General features: G+C 71.2%; 16 protein-coding genes. 14 read left to right on the forward strand and 2 right to left on the reverse strand.

The window, feature by feature from the left end; translation table 11 throughout:
- Positions 1-170: 170 nt before the first annotated feature.
- The gene (locus LE548_RS34195; RefSeq protein WP_225100907.1) at positions 171-776 is read right to left on the reverse strand and encodes a hypothetical protein; all 606 of its coding nucleotides are present in this window, start codon (positions 774-776) and stop codon (positions 171-173) included.
- Positions 777-1071: 295 nt separating this feature from the next.
- On the opposite strand from LE548_RS34195, the gene LE548_RS34200 reads away from it, so the two are divergent.
- The 5 genes from LE548_RS34200 (at position 1072) to LE548_RS34220 (ending at position 8329) form a co-directional block, all read left to right on the forward strand.
- Positions 1072-1605, forward strand: a complete 534-nt coding sequence (locus LE548_RS34200; protein WP_225100908.1) for a hypothetical protein — start codon at positions 1072-1074, stop codon at positions 1603-1605.
- A 12-nt stretch (positions 1606-1617) separates the two neighbouring features.
- On the forward strand, positions 1618-2631 hold the full coding sequence (locus LE548_RS34205; protein WP_225100909.1) for a hypothetical protein: 1014 nt from the start codon (positions 1618-1620) through the stop codon (positions 2629-2631).
- 31 nt (positions 2632-2662) lie between these two features.
- The gene (locus tag LE548_RS34210; protein ID WP_225100910.1) at positions 2663-3997 is read left to right on the forward strand and encodes a Dyp-type peroxidase; all 1335 of its coding nucleotides are present in this window, start codon (positions 2663-2665) and stop codon (positions 3995-3997) included.
- A 424-nt stretch (positions 3998-4421) separates the two neighbouring features.
- A complete protein-coding gene (locus LE548_RS34215; RefSeq protein ID WP_225100911.1) occupies positions 4422-4970 on the forward strand; it encodes a hypothetical protein in 549 nt (182 codons plus the stop codon).
- Between the two features lie 743 nt (positions 4971-5713).
- Complete coding sequence (locus LE548_RS34220; protein ID WP_225100912.1) at positions 5714-8329, forward strand: amino acid permease; 2616 nt, start codon at positions 5714-5716, stop codon at positions 8327-8329.
- A gap of 25 nt (positions 8330-8354) precedes the next feature.
- Here the strand turns inward: LE548_RS34220 and LE548_RS34225 are convergent, their stop codons facing one another.
- The gene (locus tag LE548_RS34225) at positions 8355-9635 is read right to left on the reverse strand and encodes a serine hydrolase (RefSeq protein WP_225100913.1); all 1281 of its coding nucleotides are present in this window, start codon (positions 9633-9635) and stop codon (positions 8355-8357) included.
- 207 nt (positions 9636-9842) lie between these two features.
- Here LE548_RS34225 and LE548_RS34230 point away from each other — a divergent pair, with 207 nt between their 5' ends.
- The 9 genes from LE548_RS34230 (at position 9843) to LE548_RS34270 (ending at position 21559) form a co-directional block, all read left to right on the forward strand.
- Positions 9843-10370 (forward strand): peptidylprolyl isomerase, encoded by a 528-nt coding sequence (locus LE548_RS34230; RefSeq protein ID WP_225100914.1) that lies wholly within the window; start codon positions 9843-9845, stop codon positions 10368-10370.
- Positions 10371-10444: 74 nt separating this feature from the next.
- Positions 10445-11359 (forward strand): hypothetical protein, encoded by a 915-nt coding sequence (locus tag LE548_RS34235; RefSeq protein ID WP_225100915.1) that lies wholly within the window; start codon positions 10445-10447, stop codon positions 11357-11359.
- A gap of 46 nt (positions 11360-11405) precedes the next feature.
- A complete protein-coding gene (locus LE548_RS34240) occupies positions 11406-12191 on the forward strand; it encodes a TIGR03936 family radical SAM-associated protein (RefSeq protein WP_225100916.1) in 786 nt (261 codons plus the stop codon).
- Between the two features lie 262 nt (positions 12192-12453).
- Positions 12454-16884 (forward strand): Rne/Rng family ribonuclease, encoded by a 4431-nt coding sequence (locus LE548_RS34245; RefSeq protein WP_225100917.1) that lies wholly within the window; start codon positions 12454-12456, stop codon positions 16882-16884.
- 308 nt (positions 16885-17192) lie between these two features.
- Complete coding sequence (gene rplU / locus LE548_RS34250) at positions 17193-17513, forward strand: 50S ribosomal protein L21 (RefSeq protein WP_028422127.1); 321 nt, start codon at positions 17193-17195, stop codon at positions 17511-17513.
- A 14-nt stretch (positions 17514-17527) separates the two neighbouring features.
- Positions 17528-17782: a 50S ribosomal protein L27 gene (gene rpmA, locus LE548_RS34255; protein ID WP_030605064.1), complete on the forward strand. Its 255-nt coding sequence runs from the start codon at positions 17528-17530 to the stop codon at positions 17780-17782.
- Between the two features lie 171 nt (positions 17783-17953).
- Positions 17954-19402 (forward strand): GTPase ObgE, encoded by a 1449-nt coding sequence (obgE, locus tag LE548_RS34260; protein ID WP_225100918.1) that lies wholly within the window; start codon positions 17954-17956, stop codon positions 19400-19402.
- A 503-nt stretch (positions 19403-19905) separates the two neighbouring features.
- The gene (proB, locus tag LE548_RS34265) at positions 19906-21012 is read left to right on the forward strand and encodes a glutamate 5-kinase (protein WP_225100976.1); all 1107 of its coding nucleotides are present in this window, start codon (positions 19906-19908) and stop codon (positions 21010-21012) included.
- 121 nt (positions 21013-21133) lie between these two features.
- The gene (locus LE548_RS34270; protein WP_225100919.1) at positions 21134-21559 is read left to right on the forward strand and encodes a hypothetical protein; all 426 of its coding nucleotides are present in this window, start codon (positions 21134-21136) and stop codon (positions 21557-21559) included.
- The last annotated feature ends 4 nt before the right edge of the window (positions 21560-21563 follow it).

Here is a 21563-nt window from a genome sequence, read left to right on the forward strand (position 1 = left end):
CGACCGGGCTCCCTGGGGTGCGAGGGAAACCGCCCCCGCGTCCCCGGACCACGGACACGATCCGTGCGCGCCGGGCGCGGAGCGAACGCGGTGGACCAGGACGCCCAACACCGTTCGGGGCGTCCGGCTGAGCACGAGTCCTGGGAACAGGACTCACTCCCGCTCAGTCTCTAGGAACGGTGGACGATCGCGCTTCCCTTGCCCTTGAGGCCGTAGAAGTTGGCGATCCAGATGGTGCCCTTCTGGTCGACCGCAGTGCCCTGGGGGTGGTTCAGGTCGCCGTTCTTGAAGCCCGTGCTGGGCGACAGCGGTTTCCCGGACGGCGAGTATTTCGCCATGGCGTCGTCGGCGTACCTGGGCACCCAGACGGAGCCTTGGTGGTCGATGGCGAGGCCCCAGGCGCCCGCCTTCATACCGCCACCGCTGATGGGGCTGTTGAAAATCGGGCTGCCCACGGGGTCCTGCACGGTGACATAGGGGCTGGGGTTTCGCGTCCCGGGCAGCCAGTTGTTGGCGGCCCAGATGTTGCCCTTGGCGTCGACGGCGATCCGGCCGGGGGCGTAGACCTTCGGAGCGGTGTAGTGCAGCGCCAGAACCCATGCCGCCGGGGCGGCGGTGGGCGCAGGGCTGTAGGTGTATGCAGCTCCGGCGAGGGCGTACAGCTTGCCGGTGGCCAGCCTCGGGTTGCGGGCGAAAGCGTCCAGCGAGGCAACCAGCTCAGGCAGCAGGGATGGCGCTCTGAATCGTGACGATGACCAGTCCAATCGCGTGATCACCGTGTGGCTGGTGATACCGCTGCCCCCTTCATGCTGAACCCTTTCGGCACAGCTCACCACCGCTGGCAGCTCTCGGACGCCGCTGCCGGCCCTGGAGGCGGCGGCTCGCAGATCGTCTCCGAGGTGGAGTGGGTCTGAGGGTCAGTTCGCGGCTCGGGCACGACGATTGGGCCTCCTCCCCGGTTGGGAGCGGGGCCCATCGGCGTTCGGCAGCGTGCCGCTCACCAGGAACATTCAGAGGCTGCGTGGGACGATATGAGCGGGTTCCGACCACGGGTTGGCGGGAGGAGCAGGCATGGAGATCAAGCCGCAGGCAGCCGTCATCCCCAAGGAGACCGGGCATCTCGAACAGGGGAAGTATGGGCCCGTCTTCCCGAAGACCCCGGCGTGCTACGGGTTCACGGTGATCGCGAACGTCAAGCCGGGCCGAGCCGACGCGGTACGTGAGTACGGCTACACGCTGGCCAGGGCGCTGGAGCAAGATCCGTATCTGCTCGCGCCGCTGAAGCTGCACTACTTGCGCTGGGTGCTCTTCGACGACGACACGCGGTTCATGTATCAGGGGATCTTCGACACCGATTTCGACAAGTACACCGAGGACGCCATCGCACTGTTCAGGAAGGCGGGGGTGACCACGGTCTTCGAGAACCTCGAAGGGTTTCCCGAGGACTGGCGGACCAATCCCGAGGCGTTCGTCAGGTTCGTACGTGAGCATCAGTGTCCGAGCTTCATCGAGTACGGAGAGTATCCGTACGTGTCGGCAGACGAGATCAAGAAGGCTCTGCGGATCAAGAGCGCCCTGTCGGACATGCTCGACCAGCTTCAGTGAGGGCTTGCTGAGATGAGCGAAGCCAGGACGGCGCGGACGTACAACCAGAACCACGTCCCGCGGGAGTACACCCCCGATCGGCGCCGGGTGAGTATCTACGTCTCGTGGAGCTATCCGGCCGAGGCGGGCCGGGACGTGGCCGGGCTGGACAACCGCTTCTCCACGATGACCGAGGTCAGGCGGGTGGCGTGGCCGGCCTACGAAGATCCGCAGTGGTCGGATCCCGGTCGGTTCCTGCAGGGCATCGCGGGCTCTCTGGAGCTGTTCTTCCGCGCCTGGGTGCCGTTCCAGGAGTTCGTCGAGGAGGTGACCGGGCATCCCGTCCCGGTGTACCAGCGCGTCGACCAGGCGGGCTTCCACACGCCCCTCGATGAACGGGTGCTGGCCGACACGGACGTCCTGTTCGTGTTCGGGCTGGACCACATGGTCACCGGTCAGGAGGCTCAGCCGGGAGAGATCGAGGCCCTGCGGGCCTTCATCGCCCGGGAGGACGCCCGCCTCGTCCTGGGGCCGCACCACGATGTGGGTGCGTCGGACGATCTGTCCGTACGGGAGATGGAGTACCGCCACCACGGGGATCCGCTGGTCCCGCGGCAGCAGCGGTTCGCCACGTACGTCAGGGACGTGATGAAGGGCCTGGACGTGCCGGTCATGAACCGCTACGGCCTGCGCCCCGCGACGCGTGAGGGCAACCGGATCGCTCCCCTGTCCACGGCCAGGGACCTGGACGCCAAGGGCTGGCTGGACGGGGTGAGCACCTTCAACTTCCATATGCATCTGCCGCACTACGACGTCACCAGCGACGAGCCGGATGCCGTCCACGTGCTGGCCAGGCAGCCGATCGACACCTCCCGGCCGCATCCCTTCACCGAAGCGGGCAACACCGAGTTCAACATGTTCCTGTGGATGCCTCCGAGCGGTGACCGGGCGGCCGACGTGCTGCTGGCGGACTCGACGATCTTCAGCACCTTGTTCGGCGGCGACGACAGCCTGCGGAATTTCTGGCGCAACCTCGTCTCGAAGTAGTGCCGCGAGGAGCACCTGAGGGAGGCCGGCCATGAGCGAGGCCACGGACGTCGAGCTGGAACTGGACGACATTCAGCGCGGGGTGCTCAGCCCCAGACCGACTCCCTACGCCGCGGCCTACCTCGCCTTCCGCATCGACGACCGGGCCCAGGGACGGGAGTTGATGCGCAGGTCAGCCGCGGCGGTGACGTCCGTGACGGACCCGGTCAGCCCGCTGGGGGAGACCTGGGTCAGTGTCGCGGTGACCTGTTCCGGCCTGGCGGCACTCGGCGTGCCGGATGCGTCTCTGGACACCTTCGCGTGGGAGTTCCGCCAGGGGATGGCTGCCCGCGCCAAAGCCCTGGGCGATGAGGGCGCGAGCGCCCCGGAGCACTGGGAGACACCGCTGGGCAGCCCCGACGTCCACGTGGTGATCGCAGCGGTCGCGCCCGACCCGCTGCACCTGCAGGCAGCTGTCGACCGGTCGCGCCCGGCCTACGACCGCCTCCCGGGCGTGACAGCGATCTGGCGGCAGGACTGTTTCGCCCTGCCCACCGAGAAGGAGCACTTCGGCTACCTGGACGGTGTCAGCCATCCCGCCGTCGAAGGCAGCGGCATCGCCGGATCCAACCAGCTGGAAATCCCCCTGAAGGCGGGCGAGTTCGTTCTCGGCTACCCGGACGAGCTCGGCGGCACCCAGACACCGCAGCCACCCGTACTGGGGCGCAACGGCAGTTACGCCGTCTTCCGTAAACTGCACCAGAAGGTCGCCGAATTCCGGCGTTACCTGAGGGACAACGCCACCGACCCCGCGGACGAGGAACTGATCGCCGCCAAGATCATGGGGCGCTGGCGCAGCGGAGCCCCCTTGGCGCTGGCGTCGCAGTCGGACGATCCCCGGCTCGGGGCCGACCCGCACCGCCGTAACACGTTCCTGTACGAGCGTGACGACCCGGCGGGCTTCACCACACCCGGCGGCTGTCATATCCGCCGCGCCAACCCCCGTGACGCCTCGGTGGCCGGAGAGGTGCGGCTGCACCGCATGATCAGACGGGGTGCCGTCTACGGACCGCCCCTGCCCGAAGGCGTCATGGAGGACGACGGTGCCGACCGCGGACTGATGTTCGCTTTCATCGGTGCGCACCTGGGCCGGCAGTTCGAGTTCGTCCAGTCGGAGTGGATGAACGACAGCGTCTTCTTCGGCGCGGGCAGCGCCAAGGACCCCGTCACCGGGTCCCAGGACGGTGTCACCGGCTTCACCATTCCGCGCCGGCCGCTGCGACGGCGCCTTGCCGCACTGCCGCAGTTCGTCGTCACCCGGGGCGGCGAATACTGCTTCCTGCCGAGCCTGAGCGCGCTGCGCTGGCTCGGCGACCTTCACGACTGACAGGACGGCAACGCGCGACGCGGTCCCGTCCGAAGGCGCCGGCGCTGTGCGGCGTCCTCACCGACGTACCGCTGCTGTCGCCGGCGCTGGTTGCCGACATGGTGGTCATTCCGCTGCTCGGCCGGGGCCTCGGCGCAACTTTCAGCCTCCCTTCGGCCTCCTTCATCGCGCTCGTCCCGTTCGCCGTCGGACTGCTGCTGCGCCCTGCTGCTGCGCCGCTGGGCCACGGACGTGGCGCAAGCATGGCCCCCGTCCCGCGGGCGGCCACCGTCTTCAACGTCACGTTCCTGGGCGCTGCCCGATACCCGTTCGGACGCGAGCCGTCACACCAGAGACTTGCCCGAAATGCCGGTGATCGGGGCTGTCGGTACGTTCGTCGCAGGTCGGTCGCCCGGCCGACGTCCGTGCGACAGAGAGAAGCGACATGTCTCCGCGTACCTTTGCTGTGGTCGGCACGGGAGTAGGCGTGACCGTCCTGGTGGCCGCCGGCATCACCTACGCCTCGGCCCTCGGATCAACCCCCGCGTCCCCTGCTGTCCACCACGCGGCCCGGCCGGCGCACCGAGCCGCTCCTCCCGCGGCTCCCGTGGGCGGCAGGAGCGCAGGCGGAGAGAAGAACGAGGGCCGCGAAGGTGGTGGACGCGACTACGGCCATGAGACAGACGGAAAGATCTACTTCAACGAACGTACGTACTCCGCCTCCGCCGATGGCTGTATCACTGCGACCGGCTCCAGCAGCTTCAGTGTTTTCAATGACAGCCGCAGGACCGTCGAGGTCTTCCGGGGCTACACCTGCGACAACGGCGCTCCGGTCACCACCGTGGGCCCCCACGGCGACACCTACGGCACTGTGACCCGTACCGGCCACGAGGGCGTATTCGGCCACGAGGGCATGTTCGACCAGTGGGCCGCCTTCGGTGACGACGGTGTCGTGGGAAGCTTCCGGGTGATCAGCGACCACGGCGAAGGGTGACAGCGCCACCCGGCCTCCTGCCCCGCCCCGCACCCCGGACAGGAGGCCACCGGCGAGCGCGTCCCACCGGCACCCGCATCACCCGCGCCGGGAACGTCCGCTACGAGCACGACGCTCTGGGGCGGATCACCCTGCGCCAGAAGACGCGGCTGTCGCGCAAGCCGGACACCTGGGAGAGGCCCACTCGTGGCAGTCACGTACATGTACGAGAGGTGCAGCGGTCCGTGGGGGCTCGTCGCCCGCGTCACCCTTGACGTCCGGCCCGTGGACGATCCCCCGCATGAGGCGCGCAGAATGCTGTCATCGAGTGCCTGCAGCAGAACTACGGCGTCGGCAGCGTCGACATCGGTGTCACGTTCGACCGGGAGCGGAACCGCTACCGGTTCACCTGGGACGGGGTGTCGGCCGAGCCGGGTCGGAGCTGATCCGGGCGGCAGCCGAGTCGGCTCCGCCGGTTCCGGTGGTCTTCACCGGCGATGTCGCCGAGGGTTACTCCGAGGCGTACGCGCAGCGGGTACGTCACGTCCTGCCGACGGCGCTCTTCTTCGGATCCCTTGAGCTGATGCGGCTGCTGTGGCTGCTGTGCACGGCCGGTGCCGCACGCGCCGAGGGTGCCGAGCGTCAGTTGCCCGTGGCGTCGGCGCCCGCCCTCCGCGCTGTCCGGCGGTGGCGCTGCCTCCCCGCGCTGTTGCGGAGGCAAGTGCCCGGCGTTGCAATCAAGTGTGAGGCACTTTGGCGGCGCCGTGCCCGCCGATCGCCCCGCTCCCGGGCCGGGGGCCGGCCGGAAGGGGCTCAAGAGCGACGCCCTGGGCATGTTCTCCTCGGTGGCCATGGGTCTCGCCTCCGCAGGCCCGGCGTACAGCATGGCCGCCACGCTGGGCGTCATCGTGGCGGGGGTCGGACTGCAGGCCCCGATCGTCACCATGCTGGCGTTCATCCCGATGCTCCTGGTCGCGTATGCCTTCCGGGAGTTGAACGCGAGCAACGCCGACTGCGGAACCACCTTCACCTGGGCCACCCGCGCCTTCGGACCGCGCGTCGGCTGGATGGGCGGCTGGGGCCTCATCGTCGCCGACATCGTCGTCATGGCGAACCTCGCCCACATCGCCGCTGCCTACGGCTTCCGGCTGGTGGGCCTGGACGGACTGGCGGAGAACCGGCTGTGGACCACCATGGCGGGCATCGTCTGGATCGCCGTGCTGACCGCGATCTGCTACGTCGGCATCGAGTTCTCGGTGACCGTCCAGCGCTGGCTGCTCTGCCTGGAAGCGGTGATGCTGATCCTCTTCGCCGTCGCGGCGCTGGTCAGGGTCTACACCGACCCGCCCCCGACGGCGATCCATGTTTCCGCCTCCTGGTTCAACCCGTTCGAGGTGCCCTCGGCACGGGCCCTGACCTCGGGCGTCCTCGCAGGGGTCTTCATCTACTGGGGCTGGGACACCGCGTTCTCGGTCAACGAGGAAACCATCGACAGTACGCGCATCCCCGGGCGTGCCGCGGTCACGTCCACCCTGCTGCTCCTGGTCATCTACGGCCTGGTGTCCACTTCGGCACAGGCGTTCGCCGGCGTCGGCACCTCGGGTATCGGGCTCGGCAACGCGCACAACTCGGACGATGTGCTCTCCGGGCTGGGGGAGGCCGTGTTCGGGAGCGACAACACCGGGTTGCTTCTGTCGAGACTGCTGATCCTGATGGTGCTGACCTCCGCGCTGGCCTCCGCCGAGACCACCATCCTGCCCCTCGCCAGGACCGTCTTCTCCATGGCGGTCCACAAGGCGCTCCCCTCCCGGTTCGCCCGGGTCCACCGCAGGTTTCTCACTCCGACCTGGGGCACGATCGGCATGGGAGCGGTCTCGGTCGCCGTGTTCGTCCTGTTGGCGTCGTACAGCCGGAACATCCTGGCCGACTCGATCGACTCGGTCGGTCTCGCGATCGCGTTCCAGTACGGAGTGACCGGCTTCGCCTGCCTCTGGTACCACCGCAAGGTCCTCACCCGCAGCGCCAAGGACCTGGTTTTCAAGGGCGTACTGCCGGGGCTCGGCGGGCTGATCATGGCCTTGCTGTTCCTCTACGCCGCCTTCGTCGTCTACGCGAACCCCGAGTACGGCACGACCGCCGTCGACCTCCCGCTGATCGGCAGGACGGGCGGGGTCACCGTCCTGGGCCTGGGCGCCCTGCTGATCGGTCTCCTGCTGATGCCACTGGTCACCCGTGGCCACACCGTGGCCCTCAAACTCCAGCGGAGCCTGCTTCCGCGCCACCTGCCGCAGCACGCCGCCGTCGACTCGGCGAGCCGCTACCTGCCCGCCGACAGCGGGTCCGGGGTGGGCGGCGACTGGTACGACGTCATTCCCCTGTCGGGAACCCGGGTCGGCCTCGTCGTCGGGGACGTGCTCGGTCACGGCATGCGTGCCGCGGCCACCATGGGACGCCTGTGTACGGGGGTGCGCGTGCTGGCCCGGCTGGATCTGAGCCCGGACGAGCTGCTGTCCCGCCTGGCCGACCTGGTGGAGCAGACGCACGAGGCCGGAGCAGCCGGCCGAGGCCCGGGCCATCGGAAGCCGCGCGCCGACGCGGCCCTCGGCGTGAGCTGCCTGTACGCGGTGTACGACCCCGTCTCGGGGAAGTGCAGCCTCGCGCGGGCCGGGGAGCCCGTGCTGGCGGTCGTCCAGGCGCACACGGGTGTCGTCGACTATCCGGAGCTGCCCGTCGGGCCGCCGCTGGGAATCGGCGGCCTGCCCTACCAGAACATGGACCTGGACCTCGCACCGGGCAGTCTCCTCGTCCTCTTCACAGCCGGCCTTCTCCAGGCGGCCGACGACCGTGACGCCGGGCTCGCGCAGCTGTCCCGCGTCCTGGCCGGCGACTGGGCGTCCCTGGAGGCGCTGTGCGACAGGGCGGTGACCACCCTGCTGCCCGGGGCGGTGGACGTGGACGCGACACTGCTCCTGGTCCGCACGCGGCTGCTCGACCGGAACCGGTTCGCCGAGTGGGCGGTCGCCCCGGACCCGGCGGCGGTGGCCGCCATCCGCACCGCCACCGGCAAGCAGCTCGGTGACTGGGGGCTGGACGATCTGGCGTTCACCACGGAGCTCATCGTCAGCGAACTGGTCACCAACGCCATTCGCTACGTCGGCGGTCCGATCCAGGTACGCCTGATCCGCGATCGGAGCCTGATCTGCGAGGTCTCCGACACCGGCCACACCTCGCCCAATCTGCGGTACGCCGCCAGCGATGAGGAGGGAGGACGGGGTTTGTTCATCATCGCCCAGATGACCCATCGCTGGGGTACGCGCTACACCCGCGCCGGCAAGACCATCTGGACCGAGCAGGACGTGCAGCAGAGCGGCGGCGCCTGACGGGCCGGTTGATGCAGCGGAATTGCTACCGTTTCACCTGGGGCGGGGCGTAGGCCGCGGTGAGGATCTGGTTGACCAGGGCTATGTCGTTGCCTCCACCGGTGATGGGGTTGAAGCAGTACGTCAGGCGGCGGCGCAGGTCAGGGGTGGTGAACATGCCGTCCGTGTAGCCGTAGGTGCTGCCCGTCTTGCCCCACACGGTTATGCCCTGGCGGCCGTCACTGGCGGGCAGCGTGACGCGCATCAGGCCCGCGCCGTAGTAGGCCCGGCCATGGCCCGGATCGTTGCGGGTGCCGCCCAGGTAGGGCTTGTCGGGGACGGTGAGCAGTTCCTTCATCTGGGCCGGTGCCAGGAGCCGGCCCCGGAACAAGGCGGTCAGGAAGCGGTCGAGGTCGGCGGTGGTGGAGATCATGCCGCCGGCGCCTGGATTCTGCTCGGTGACGTCGGCCAGTTCGCTTCCTCCGCCGGGTTGAGGGACCGCGAGGTAGCCGTGGGCGTGGGGGCCGGGGATCGTGGGGTCGGTCTCGGGGGCGGTGGTGTCCCGCAGGTGCAGCGGGCGCAGGATGCGGCGGGTGATCTCCTCCTCGTAGCTGTGACCGGTGATCTTTTCGACGAGCATCGTGGCCACGTAGTAGCCGGTGGCCCCGTAGACCTGCATGCTGCCCGGCTCTTTGAACGGCCGGTCGTGCCGGACGGCCTTGGCGACCAGCTCGGACAGTGGGTGATCGTCGAAGCGGTGCTGGACGATGGCCCCGGGCGTGGACGGCAGGTCGTCGGCGGTCAGCTCGGGCAGGCTGCTGGTGAAGTTCAGCAGGGTGCGCACCGGGATCGGCGGATAGTCGGCGGGCAGCGTGCCCGGGAGGTAGTGCTGGACAGGCTGGTCGAGGTCGACGCGGTGTTCGGCGGAAAGCCGCAGCATCACCGTGGCGATGAAGGTCTTGGTGACGCTGCCCAGACGGAACCGGCCGTCGACCGGAACCGGCTGCCGTGTCGTGGTGTCGGCCACCCCGTACGTCCCCGTCCAGTGCCCGGCCGGTCCGCGGACCCGGGCCAGCACGCCGGTCACTCGGCTCGGTGCGCTGGAGATCGCCTGCTGAAGGGCCTGGGCGTTCAGCTCGGGCAGCGAGGAGACCCCGGACCGGCGTGCGGACGCCGGATGCGGGGCAGGCATGGCCGGCGCCGGCGCTGCCGCACCGACGAGCACGGCCGTGGCAGCGGCGGACGTCAGCACGGCCCATGCCCGGCGGCGTCGCCTGGGCGCCCGGGAGGCGGTCGTAGGGCGGGCGGAAATCGGCTCGAAGGTCATACCCACGAGAATCCGGCACCCCGGCTCCCCAGCCATCAGGGATCACCCGGAACCCACCCCCAGACGCCCCTGACGCACCGTCATGGTCCAGCCCCGGAGCACGAGTCACTCGTTCGGCGGTAATGCCGTCGTGCGTGCCGTCAACTGCGGATACGGCACACGGGCTCGTGTCACGATCATGTGACGACCAGGCAGAGAGGGCATGACGTGGCAGAGCAGCTGTACGCGACGCTGAAGACCAGTCAGGGTGACATCGTGATCCGGCTCTTCCCGGACCATGCGCCGAAGACGGTGAAGAACTTCGTCGAACTGGCGAAGGGCGAGCGGGAGTGGGTCCATCCCGAGACGGGCCAAAGGACCACGGACCGGCTGTACGACGGCACGGTCTTCCACCGGGTCATCAACGGCTTCATGATCCAGGGCGGCGACCCGCTGGGCAATGGCACGGGCGGGCCGGGGTACACGTTCGCCGACGAATTCCATCCCGACCTGGCCTTCACCAAGCCCTACCTGCTGGCCATGGCCAACGCCGGGCCGGGGACGAACGGGTCCCAGTTCTTCATCACCGTGGGCCCGACCACCTGGCTCACCGGCAAGCACACCATCTTCGGGGAGGTGGCCGACGACAACAGCAAGAAGGTCGTCGACGCCATCGTGGGGACGCCGACCAACCCGCGGACGGACCGGCCCGTGAACGACGTCCGCATCGATTCGGTGGTCATCGAGACCCGCTGAGCGCTGAGCCGCCGTGACGCCATCGCAACCCGGGAGCGGAATCCGCAGCCGGGGCGGGGGGCGTCCTGACAGGCATGGAACCGCAGAAGCCGTCGCCCCAGCCCCGGCAGCCCGAAGGGTGTCTTGTCGTCGCGATCCGTGTCCCCGTGCGGATCGTCGTACTCGTGCTGGTCGTGCCGGTGCGGATGGTGTGGGACGTGCTCGTCGTCGCCGGACGGATTCTGCTGGACGCCCTCCTGCGACCGCTCGGGCGGGCCCTGGCGTGGGCCGGGCGGGTCCTGTTCGTCCGGCCCGTCGTGGCTCTCTGGCGGTATGTGCTCGTGCCTGTCGGCACGGTGATCGGCCTGCTCGCGCGCGTACTCGTCGTCGTACCGGCCCAGTGGCTCTACCGGTACGTGCTCACCCCCGTCGGGCGCGCCCTCGCCTGGCTGGGCCGGTATCTGTTCGTCGTGCCCGCGCGGTGGCTCTACACCTGGGTCCTCGCACCCCTCGCCACCGGCATCGGCCTCGCCCTGTACTGGGTGCTGCGCGTGCTGTTCGTACTGCCCGCCCTCACGCTGTGGCGCTGGGTGCTCACGCCTGTCGGGCGGGTGCTCGCCGTTGTCGCGCGGGAGGTGGGGGAGGCCCTCGGGCACGGGTGGCGGATCGCCGGGCGGATTTTGCGGGCGGTCGGGCGGGTGCTCGCGGCCTTCTTCCGGTGGATCTTCGTGGAGCCCGTGCGCTGGGTGTATCGGAGCATTCTCACGCCCGTCGGGCACGTCGTCCGCGATGTCGTCCTGCGGCCCGCCGCCCAGGGCGCGCGTGCGGTGGGACGGGCCGTCCGCGGCGCGTTGACCAGCGCGCGGGACGTGGTCCGGCAGGCCCGGGCCGACGTACGGCGGATGCTGTTCGGCGAACCCCGGCGACCGGTCGCGGTGGACCGGCGGGAACCTCAGGAGCCCGCTGCACGTACTCTTGGTAGCAGTACGACCGCTCTCACGAAGGACTAGGACACTGGGCAAGCGACAGCCCGAAGGCCCGCCGCCCGCACCCGCGGTGCAGCGCATCCGACTGCGCTACACCAAGCGCGGCCGCCTGAGGTTCACCAGCCACCGAGACTTCCAGCGCGCCTTCGAGCGTGCGCTGCGCCGCGCCGAGGTGCCCATGGCGTACTCGGCCGGGTTCACGCCGCACCCGAAGGTGTCGTATGCCAATGCCGCACCCACCGGCACGGGCAGTGAGGCGGAGTATCTGGAGATCGCGCTCACCCAGGCGCGGGATCCGGAGAAGCTGAGGGTTCTGCTCGACGAGTCGCTGCCCACCGGGCTCGACATCGTCGACGCGGTCGAGGCGCGGACCTCGGGCCTCGCCGACCGGCTGACGGCCTCCGTATGGGAGCTGCGGCTGGACGGCGTGGACCCCGCCGACGCCGGGCGCGCGGTCGAGGCCTTCAACGGGGCCGAGACCGTCGAGGTGCAGCGCATGACCAAGAACGGTGTGCGCACCTTCGATGCCCGCCCGGCCGTGGTGAGCCTGGAAACAACAGAAACACACAGTTCGCAGGCTGATAGGCCGAGCGACCAGCCCTGTGCGATACTGCGGCTGGTTGTTCGGCACGTGACGCCTGCCGTACGACCCGACGACGTCCTGTCCGGTCTCCGCGCCGTGGCCGACCTGGCGCCGCCGGTCCCCGCAGCGGTGACCAGGCTGGCGCAGGGGCTGCTCGATGAAGAGACCGGCACGGTGACCGACCCGCTCGCGCCCGACCGCGAGGCAACCGGGGCCCTCATGGCCGCACCGGCTGCCGCCGCGACGGCACCGACGCCGGAAGGTTCCGCGTAAGGACGGACGTCGTAGCGCCGCCCTCGTACTCGGGAGCCACCTGGGTCGGGCAGCGCACCGACCAGAAGACTTTCGCCAGGCCGTACCGACAAGGCGTACGGAACCGGCGAGACAGGACACAGAGTGCTCCCGTGCGGCGCCCGCGCCCCGGACGGCGGCCATCGCGCATCGCGCGGGCCGCGGACGTCAACGGCGGACGGCCCTTCGAGGCCGTCGCCGGACCAGGCGCGGCGCCCGGGAGCCTGACGGGAGAAACGCCCGCATGCTCGAACCGACCGAACCCGTAGCGGGTTCCGAACTGAACACTCCCAGCGACACCCTGCCGCCGCGCAGGCGTCGCCGTGCCGCCTCCCGCCCGGCGGGCCCACCCGCCGCGGCCGAGGCACCCGCCGAGGTGACCCTGCCGGCCATACCGGCGGAAGAGGCCTCCGAGGCCTCCGAGGCCGACGAGATCCTTGTCGCCGAGACCGGCGAAGAGGCCGTCGAGGGCGCGAAGGTCACCGAGACCGCTGAGGCCGCTGCTCAGGCGCCTGCCGCCGAGCCGGCTCCGGCCGCCAGCCGTCCGCGCCGCCGCGCCACCCGCCGGGCGTCCGCCCCGGCGGGAGCGCCTGCTGCCGCCGAGGCCGTCGAGACCGCCGTTCCCGCTGTCGAGACCGCAGCACCGGCTGTCGAGACCGCCGTCCCGGCCGCGCCCGCCGTCGCCGAGACCGAGCAGCCCGCCGCCGCGGCCGAGGGCGGCGAGGTCGTCGTCGGCGAGGAGGCCGCGCCGCGCCGCGTCCGCCGCCGGGCCACCCGCACCGTCTCCACGCCGGCCGCCACCGCCACCGAAGAGGCTTCCCCCGCCGTAGCGGCCGAGGGGACCGCTGAAGCCGAGCCCGTCGCCGAGGCCGCGCCCGCGGCTCGTCCGCGTCGCCGTGTCGCGCGTCGCGCGTCCGCGCCCGCCGGTGCTCCCACGGCCCCCGAGGCCGCCGAGCCCGCGGTCCAGGCCACCGCCGTGTCCGGTACGGCCGAGGAGCAGCCCGTCGTCGAGACGCCCGCTGCCGAAGAAGCCGCTCCCGCCGCGCGTCCGCGCCGTCGTGCGACCCGCCGCGCGTCCGCGCCCGCCGGTGCGCCCCAGGCTGTCGAGTCCGCCGCCGCGGAGATCCCGACCGGCGCCGAGTCCGCTCCCGCGGAGGCTCCTGCCGGCGCCGCTGAAGCTCTCGCCGCCGAAGCCCCCGCGGCCGAGGCCGCCGCTGCCGCCGAGGTGAGCGGTGCCGCCGAGGAGGCCGCTCCGCGTCGTACTCGCCGCCGGGCCGTCCGCAGGGCGTCCGCGCCCGTCGAGTCCGCCGCAGCGGAAGCCCCGGTCGCCGCCGAACCGGTCGCCGCCCAGGCGCACACCCCGGAGGTTCCCGTCACCACGCACACCACCGAGCCCGCCACCGCAGCCCAGGAGCCGCGGACCGAGACCACCGCGGCCCCCGCCGAGGAGGCCGCTCCGCGTCGTGCCCGGCGCCGGGTCGTGCGTGCCGCGTCCGGGTTCTCCGAGCCCCCGCGGGCCGCTCAGGCCGAAGAGCCCGAGGCCGTCGAGGCCGAGGCGCCGCGCCGGCCCGCCCGGCCCGCCGTCGCCGTCTTCCAGGCGCCGGTGTTCACCGAGCCGAGGTTCCAGACCCCGCAGCGCGCCGCCGCCGAGGCGGCGGCCGAGGCCGCCGGGGCGGAGGAGACGGAGGAGTACACGGAGGAGCGTGCCGAGACCGGCTCGCGCCGCCGCCGGCGCCGCCGGGGCGGTGCCGAGGAGCCGCAGGCCGTCGAGACCGCCGCCGTGGAGGAGGAGACGGAGGAAGCCGAGGAGGCCGCCGAGTCCGTCGAGGACCTCGCCGAGGGCGAGGAGGCCGACGAGACCGAGGGCGCCGAGGGCTTCGAGGAGTCCGGCTCCCGTCGCCGGCGCCGCAGGGGCGGCCGGCGCCGCCGTCGCGGTGAGGCCGCCGAGGGCGAAGGCATCGAGGGCGAGGCCGACGAACTGGCCGCCGAACAGGCCGCGCAGGACGCCGAGGACACCGCCGAGCAGGAGGAAGAGGACGCCGAGGAGGCGGGTTGCGACGAGGCCGCCGGCTCCAGCTCCAGCAGCCGACGCCGCCGTCGCCGCCGTCGTCGCGCCGGTGACACCGCCCTCGACACCGAGCCCGGTGAGGGCGACCCGGAGCGTACGGTCGTCAAGGTCCGCGAGCCGCGCAAGCCCAGCGAGCCGTCCGACGAGGTGCAGTCCATCAAGGGCTCGACGCGTCTGGAGGCCAAGAAGCAGCGCCGTCGCGAAGGCCGCGAGCAGGGCCGCCGACGCGTGCCGATCATCACCGAGGCCGAGTTCCTGGCCCGCCGTGAGGCCGTCGAGCGCGTGATGGTCGTGCGCCAGTACGGCGAGCGCACGCAGATCGGCGTCCTGGAGGACGGTGTGCTCGTCGAGCACTACGTCAACAAGGAGCAGTCGACCTCGTACGTCGGCAACGTCTACCTGGGCAAGGTCCAGAACGTGCTGCCGTCGATGGAGGCCGCCTTCATCGACATCGGCAAGGGCCGCAACGCCGTGCTCTACGCCGGTGAGGTCAACTTCGAGGCGCTGGGCATGGCCAATGGGCCGCGGCGCATCGAGTCCGCCCTCAAGTCCGGGCAGTCCGTGCTCGTCCAGGTGACCAAGGACCCGATCGGGCACAAGGGTGCGCGACTGACCAGCCAGGTCTCCCTCCCGGGCCGCTACCTCGTGTACGTCCCCGAGGGCTCCATGACCGGCATCAGCCGCAAGCTGCCCGACACCGAGCGGGCCCGTCTGAAGACCATCCTCAAGAAGATCGTCCCCGAGGACGCGGGCGTCATCGTGCGCACCGCCGCCGAGGGCGCGAGCGAGGACGAGCTGCGCCGGGACGTCGAGCGTCTGCAGGCGCAGTGGGAGGACATCCAGAAGAAGGCCAAGAACGGCAACGCGCCGACGCTGCTGTACGGCGAGCCGGACATGACCGTCCGGGTCGTGCGTGACATCTTCAACGAGGACTTCTCCAAGGTCATCGTCAGTGGTGACGACGCCTGGCAGACCATCCACGGGTACGTCTCGCACGTCGCGCCGGACCTCGCCGACCGGCTGTCGAGGTGGACCTCCGAGGTCGACGTCTTCGCCACGTACCGGATCGACGAGCAGCTCGCCAAGGCGCTGGACCGCAAGGTCTGGCTGCCGAGCGGTGGTTCGCTGGTGATCGACAAGACCGAGGCCATGGTCGTGATCGACGTCAACACCGGCAAGTTCACCGGTCAGGGCGGCAACCTCGAAGAGACCGTGACCAGGAACAACCTGGAGGCGGCCGAGGAGATCGTGCGTCAGCTGCGGCTGCGCGACCTGGGCGGCATCGTGGTCATCGACTTCATCGACATGGTCCTGGAGTCCAACCGCGACCTGGTGCTGCGGCGCCTGCTGGAGTGCCTGGGCCGGGACCGTACGAAGCACCAGGTGGCCGAGGTCACCTCGCTGGGCCTGGTCCAGATGACCCGCAAGCGGGTGGGCCAGGGTCTGCTGGAGTCCTTCTCCGAGACCTGTGTCCACTGCAACGGCCGCGGTGTCATCGTGCACATGGAGCAGCCGAGCGCCGCCGTCGGCGGTGGCGGCAAGCGCAAGAAGCGCGGCAAGGCCGGTGACGTGCACGAGCACGCCGCCGAGCACGTGCACGAGGCCGCCGTCGTGGCCGTGGAGACCGGGGAGGCCGTCGAGCCCGAGGTGGAGACCGTTGCCGAGGTGGCCGCGGCAGCCGCCGTGCCGGTCGCGCTGCCCGCGCCCGACTTCGCCCCCGACGAGGAGCTGTACAGCAGCGTCGCCGAGGCGGAGGCGGCGGCCACCCGTGGCCGTACGCGGCGCCGGGCGAGCCGCCGGGCGTCGGCTCCGGCCGGCGCGCCGAAGGCGGAGCGGGCTCCCCGGGCCGAGCGGGCTGAGAAGACCGAGGCTGTCGCCGAGCCGGTTGCCGAGGCGCCGGTGGAGGAGACCGCCGTGGCGCCGGTCGCCCCGGAGGTCACGGCCGTGGAGACGGTCGCCGGGGTGCCCGTCGCCGAGCCGTCGGCCGTCGAGGCCCAGGCCGTCCTGGCGGCGCCGGCCGAGACCGAGGCCGTCGAGGAGGCCGCGCCCAAGGGCCGTACGCGCCGTCGTGCGACCCGCAAGGCGTCAGCGCCGGCCGGCTCCCCGGCGGGGGCCGAGGCGGCCGTGGTGACGGTGTCCGAGGCCGCGCCCGCGGCCGAGGTGCCGGTGGCCCAGCCCGAGCTGGAGGCCGCGGTGCCGGCGCCGGTCGAGGAGGCGCCCGCCGAGGCCGCCGCCCCGGCCCGCCCGCGCCGGCGCGCCGTGCGCAAGGCCACCGCGCCGACCGCGTCCGAGGAGACGGCCGTCGTGGTCGTCCCGTCGGCCCCGGCGGAGGAGACGGCCGAGGCGCCCGCGGCCGAAGCGTCGGCCGAGGCTCCGGCCGAGGAGGCCGCTCCGGCCAAGAAGGCGGCCCGCAAGACCGCCAAGAAGGCCGCGGTGAAGAAGGCCGCCGTCAAGAAGACCGCGGCCAAGAAGACGGCCGCGAAGAAGACGACGGCCGCGAAGAAGACGACGGCCAAGAAGGCGGCCAAGACCGCCAAGACGGCCGCCGCGAAGGCGACGGCGAAGAAGACCACCACGGTCTCCGCCACCGTCGCCGACGAGGGCTGACGCCCGGGTGTGCGGCCGGTCCGACCCGACCGGCCGCACATCGCCGGGGACCGGTGGGACCGGCTCCGTGCGATCGGCCGTACACCGGTGCGGTCGGGTCCACGTGACCGGCTCCACACCCGCTGGGCCCGGTTTGACCCCCTCGGCCGGGCCCCGTAACCTTGACCGTCGGCGTGTCACTGAGCACGCCACATCCCCGTAAACCTCTTCCTCCCGGGCGCAAGGCGGGCCGGGAGAGGTCGCCTCTGTGTTGTGGGGCGGCTGGCCTGCGGGGGTGCCGGTTCTGAACGAGCGAAAGAGAGATCCGCGTGTACGCCATCGTGCGCAGCGGTGGTCGCCAGCACAAGGTTGCTGTCGGCGACATCGTTGAGGTTGACAAGATTTCCACTGCCAAGGTTGGCGACACGGTCGAGCTCTCGACCCTGCTCGTTGTCGACGGCGACTCCGTGACCAGCGACCCGTGGGTGCTGGCCGGCATCAAGGTCCAGGCCGAGGTCGTGGACCACCACAAGGGCCAGAAGATCGACATTCTGCGCTACAAGAACAAGACCGGCTACCGCCGTCGCCAGGGTCACCGTCAGCAGTACACGGCGATCAAGGTCACGTCCATCCCGACGGCCGCGAAGTAAAGAGGGACTGAGCAATGGCACACAAGAAGGGCGCATCGTCCACCCGGAACGGTCGCGACTCCAACGCCCAGCGACTCGGCGTGAAGCGCTTCGGCGGTCAGGTCGTCAGCGCGGGTGAGATCCTGGTCCGCCAGCGCGGCACCCACTTCCACCCCGGCGCCGGTGTCGGCCGTGGCGGCGACGACACGCTGTTCGCCCTCCAGGCCGGTGCGGTGGAGTTCGGTACCCACCGTGGCCGCAAGGTCGTGAACATCGTTCCGGTCGCCTGAACCACCTGATCGACCTGATCAAGGGCTGATTCAGCACCGAACGCTTTCGCGAGGCGGACCTCACTTCCCGGTCGGGAAGGCGGGTCCGCCTTTCGCGTGTTAAGCGTGTTGAAGAGAGAAACATCCGTACCCCCCGACCTTCGGCCGGGGACCCCCAGGAGGCACTGAACCATGACCACCTTCGTGGACCGCGTCGAACTGCACGTCGCCGCGGGTAACGGAGGTCACGGCTGTGCCTCCGTCCACCGCGAGAAGTTCAAGCCGCTCGGTGGCCCGGACGGCGGCAACGGCGGGCGCGGCGGTGATGTCATCCTCACCGTCGACCAGTCCGTGACCACGCTCCTCGACTACCACTACTCGCCGCACCGCAAGGCCACCAACGGCAAGCCCGGCGAGGGCGGCAACCGCGCCGGCAAGGACGGCCAGGACCTGGTCCTGCCGGTCCCGGACGGCACGGTCGTCCTCGACAGGGCGGGCAACGTGCTCGCCGACCTCGTCGGCCACGGCACGTCGTACATCGCCGCGCAGGGCGGCCGCGGCGGCCTCGGGAACGCCGCGCTGGCCTCCGCCCGCCGCAAGGCGCCCGGCTTCGCGCTGCTCGGCGAGCCCGGTGATCTCCAGGACGTCGTCCTGGAGCTGAAGACCGTCGCCGACGTGGCGCTCGTCGGCTACCCGAGCGCCGGCAAGTCCTCGCTGATCTCCGTGCTCAGCGCGGCCAAGCCGAAGATCGCCGACTACCCGTTCACGACCCTCGTGCCCAACCTCGGTGTCGTCACGGCCGGTTCGACCGTGTACACCATCGCCGACGTGCCCGGACTGATCCCGGGCGCCAGCCAGGGCAAGGGCCTCGGCCTGGAGTTCCTGCGGCATGTGGAGCGATGCAGTGTGCTGGTGCACGTGCTGGACACCGCGACCCTGGAGTCCGACCGCGACCCGGTCTCCGACCTCGACATCATCGAGGAGGAGCTGCGCCAGTACGGCGGCCTCGGTGACCGGCCCCGGATCGTCGTCCTGAACAAGGTCGACGTGCCGGACGGCAAGGACCTCGCCGAGATGGTCCGCCCCGACCTGGAGGCGCGCGGCTACCGCGTCTTCGAGGTGTCGGCCGTCGCCCACATCGGGCTGCGCGAGCTGTCCTTCGCGCTCGGTGAGCTGGTCGGCAGGGCGCGTGCCGCGAAGCCGAAGGAGGAGGCGACGCGGATCGTCATCCGGCCCAAGGCCGTGGACGACGCGGGCTTCACCGTCACCCGCGAGGAGGTCGACGGCGAGCCTGTGTTCCGGGTGCGCGGTGAGAAGCCCGAACGCTGGGTCCGCCAGACCGACTTCAACAACGACGAGGCCGTCGGCTACCTCGCCGACCGGCTCAACCGCCTCGGCGTCGAGGAGCAGTTGATGAAGTCCGGCGCCCGGGCCGGCGACGGTGTCGCCATCGGTCCCGAGGAGAACGCGGTCGTCTTCGACTGGGAGCCGACCTTGACGGCCGGTGCCGAGATGCTCGGCCGACGCGGCGAGGACCACCGCTTCGAGGCGCCCCGGCCGGCTGCCCAGCGCCGCAAGGACAAGCAGGCCGAGCGGGACGAGTCGCTGCGCGAGTACGACGACTTCGACCCGTTCGAGTAGACCGGGATCCACGACTGGACCGGGGTAGGGCGACAGCCGCCGCCCTCGCTGCGGCGGCTTGAGCCCAGCTGGGCTGCCGCCGGGCGGTCTCCGGCGACGTCCGGGGTAATGGACTGCCCGCCGAGCCGGGCGGCCTGCTGGACGCCGTGAGCGATCCGGCGGGCGACCCGTCGGCGGCCGACCGCACCGAGCTCAAGCGCTCTCTGCCGGGCCCGGACGAGCCGAAGCCGATCGGCCGGTTCGACGCGGCGGTGGCCGGCCTGGCACGAGGAGGGCGTCTTGAGCGAGGGCAGGTCTCGGAACCGGCCCTCCCGTGTACCGGCCCTCCCGTGTACCGGCCCCCCTGTGCGCTGACTGTGAGTGCGTGGCTACCCAGCGCGTGTCCGGAGGCTGGACCGGCGCGCGCGAGGCGATCCACTTCGCGTAGATTGCCGCACAGGCAGCCGGAATCCCGCGCGGGACACGAGGGAACAGAGGGCAAGGTGGCAAGGGCAAGGCAGGCCGTGGGCGAGGCCCGCAGGATCGTCGTCAAGGTGGGCTCCTCCTCGCTGACCACTGCCGCCGGCGGCCTGGACGCCGACCGCGTCGACGCGCTGGTCGACGTGCTCGCCAAGATCCGCAGCGGCGGAGAGCGGGAGATCGTCCTCGTGTCGTCCGGTGCCATCGCCGCCGGGCTCGCGCCGCTCGGTCTGCGCCGCCGTCCCAAGGACCTCGCCCGCCAGCAGGCCGCCGCCAGCGTCGGCCAGGGCCTGCTCGTCGCCCGCTACACCGCCTCCTTCGCCCGTTACGGCGTCCGCGTCGGCCAGGTCCTGCTCACCAGCGACGACATGAGCCGCCGCGCTCATCACCGCAACGCCTCCCGCACTCTCGACAAGCTGCTCGCGATGGGCGCCTTCCCGATCGTCAACGAGAACGACACCGTCGCCACCGACGAGATCCGCTTCGGCGACAACGACCGCCTCGCCGCCCTTGTCGCCCACCTCGTCCACGCCGACCTGCTGGTTCTCTTGTCCGACATCGACGGGGTCTACGACGGCGACCCCAGCAAGCCCGGCACCTCGCGGATAGCGGAAGTGAAGGGTCCCGAGGATCTCGCGGGCGTCGAGATCGGCAGCGCGGGCAAGGCCGGCGTCGGCACCGGCGGGATGGTCACCAAGGTCGAGGCTGCCCGGATCGCGGCCGCCGCCGGCATCCCCGTCGTCCTCACCTCCGCCGTGCACGCGGCGGAGGCGCTGAGCGGCGGCGACACCGGCACCTACTTCCACCCCACCGGCAAGCGCTCCGGCGGCCGGCTGCTGTGGCTCCAGCACGCCTCCGCCCCGCAGGGCGCGCTGATCCTGGACGACGGGGCCGTCGAGGCCGTGGTCAAGGGCCGCAAGTCCCTGCTGCCCGCCGGGATCGCCGGCGTGGAGGGCGAGTTCAGCGCGGGCGACCCCGTCGAGCTGCGGGACGAGGCCGGCCGCGCGGTGGCCCGGGGCCTCGTCAGCTTCGACGCCAAGGAGATCCCCCGGCTGATCGGGCGTTCGACCCGGGAGCTGGCCCGCGAGCTCGGCGCGGCGTACGAACGCGAGGTCGTACACAGGGACGACCTGGTGCTCCTGCACTCGTAAAACAGGGCATAACGACAGCCCTCGGTGGGGGACGTTCCGTAAAACCGCCCCGCAGAGCGATACGGCCTGCTCAACTTTGTCTCATAGGCATGTTTCCGAGCGCTGGGTTGAGGAGGCCGTCGTGAGACGAGCGCGCCCTGGGGTGGCATCCCGCGGTGGCCTGACGAGCGTCGCGGTCGGGGGCACCTACGAGGAGCCGAAAGACCTGCCCCGGCTGTGGCACGTCACCCTGAGCGTCTCCGGGGCGCAGGTCCCCCTGCCCGACCTGCGCCGGGCCCTGGAACAGCTGGCCCACGACCACCCCTTCCTCCTGACCAGCAGATACGCCACCGACCACGCCGAGATCCGGTACTGGGAGGAGGCCCGCGACCTGCACGACGCCGCGGCCGTCGCCCTGCGCTTGTGGGGCGAGCACCGGCAGAGCGCCGGCCTGCCGCCCTGGGAGATCGTGGGCCTGGAGGTCATCGACCGCGAGACCTACCACCACCGCATCGCCGAGGGTTACGGCCCGCCACCTGCGACACCCGTAGGGGTCCACCCCTTCTGAGCCT

It is taken from the genome of Streptomyces sp. CoH27 (assembly GCF_020181035.1).
GTDB classification, from domain to species: Bacteria; Actinomycetota; Actinomycetes; order Streptomycetales; family Streptomycetaceae; genus Streptomyces; species Streptomyces camelliae.

What these genes read in the sequence shown, in the direction of transcription:
- LE548_RS34200 (WP_225100908.1), top strand. Translation starts at nt 1,072, where the DNA reads ATGGAGATCAAGCCGCAGGCAGCCGTCATCCCCAAGGAGACCGGGCAT.
- LE548_RS34205 (WP_225100909.1), top strand. Translation starts at nt 1,618, where the DNA reads ATGAGCGAAGCCAGGACGGCGCGGACGTACAACCAGAACCACGTCCCG.
- LE548_RS34210 (WP_225100910.1), top strand. Translation starts at nt 2,663, where the DNA reads ATGAGCGAGGCCACGGACGTCGAGCTGGAACTGGACGACATTCAGCGC.
- LE548_RS34215 (WP_225100911.1), top strand. Translation starts at nt 4,422, where the DNA reads ATGTCTCCGCGTACCTTTGCTGTGGTCGGCACGGGAGTAGGCGTGACC.
- LE548_RS34225 (WP_225100913.1), bottom strand. Translation starts at nt 9,635, where the DNA reads ATGACCTTCGAGCCGATTTCCGCCCGCCCTACGACCGCCTCCCGGGCG.
- LE548_RS34235 (WP_225100915.1), top strand. Translation starts at nt 10,445, where the DNA reads ATGGAACCGCAGAAGCCGTCGCCCCAGCCCCGGCAGCCCGAAGGGTGT.
- LE548_RS34245 (WP_225100917.1), top strand. Translation starts at nt 12,454, where the DNA reads ATGCTCGAACCGACCGAACCCGTAGCGGGTTCCGAACTGAACACTCCC.
- rpmA (WP_030605064.1), top strand. Translation starts at nt 17,528, where the DNA reads ATGGCACACAAGAAGGGCGCATCGTCCACCCGGAACGGTCGCGACTCC.
- obgE (WP_225100918.1), top strand. Translation starts at nt 17,954, where the DNA reads ATGACCACCTTCGTGGACCGCGTCGAACTGCACGTCGCCGCGGGTAAC.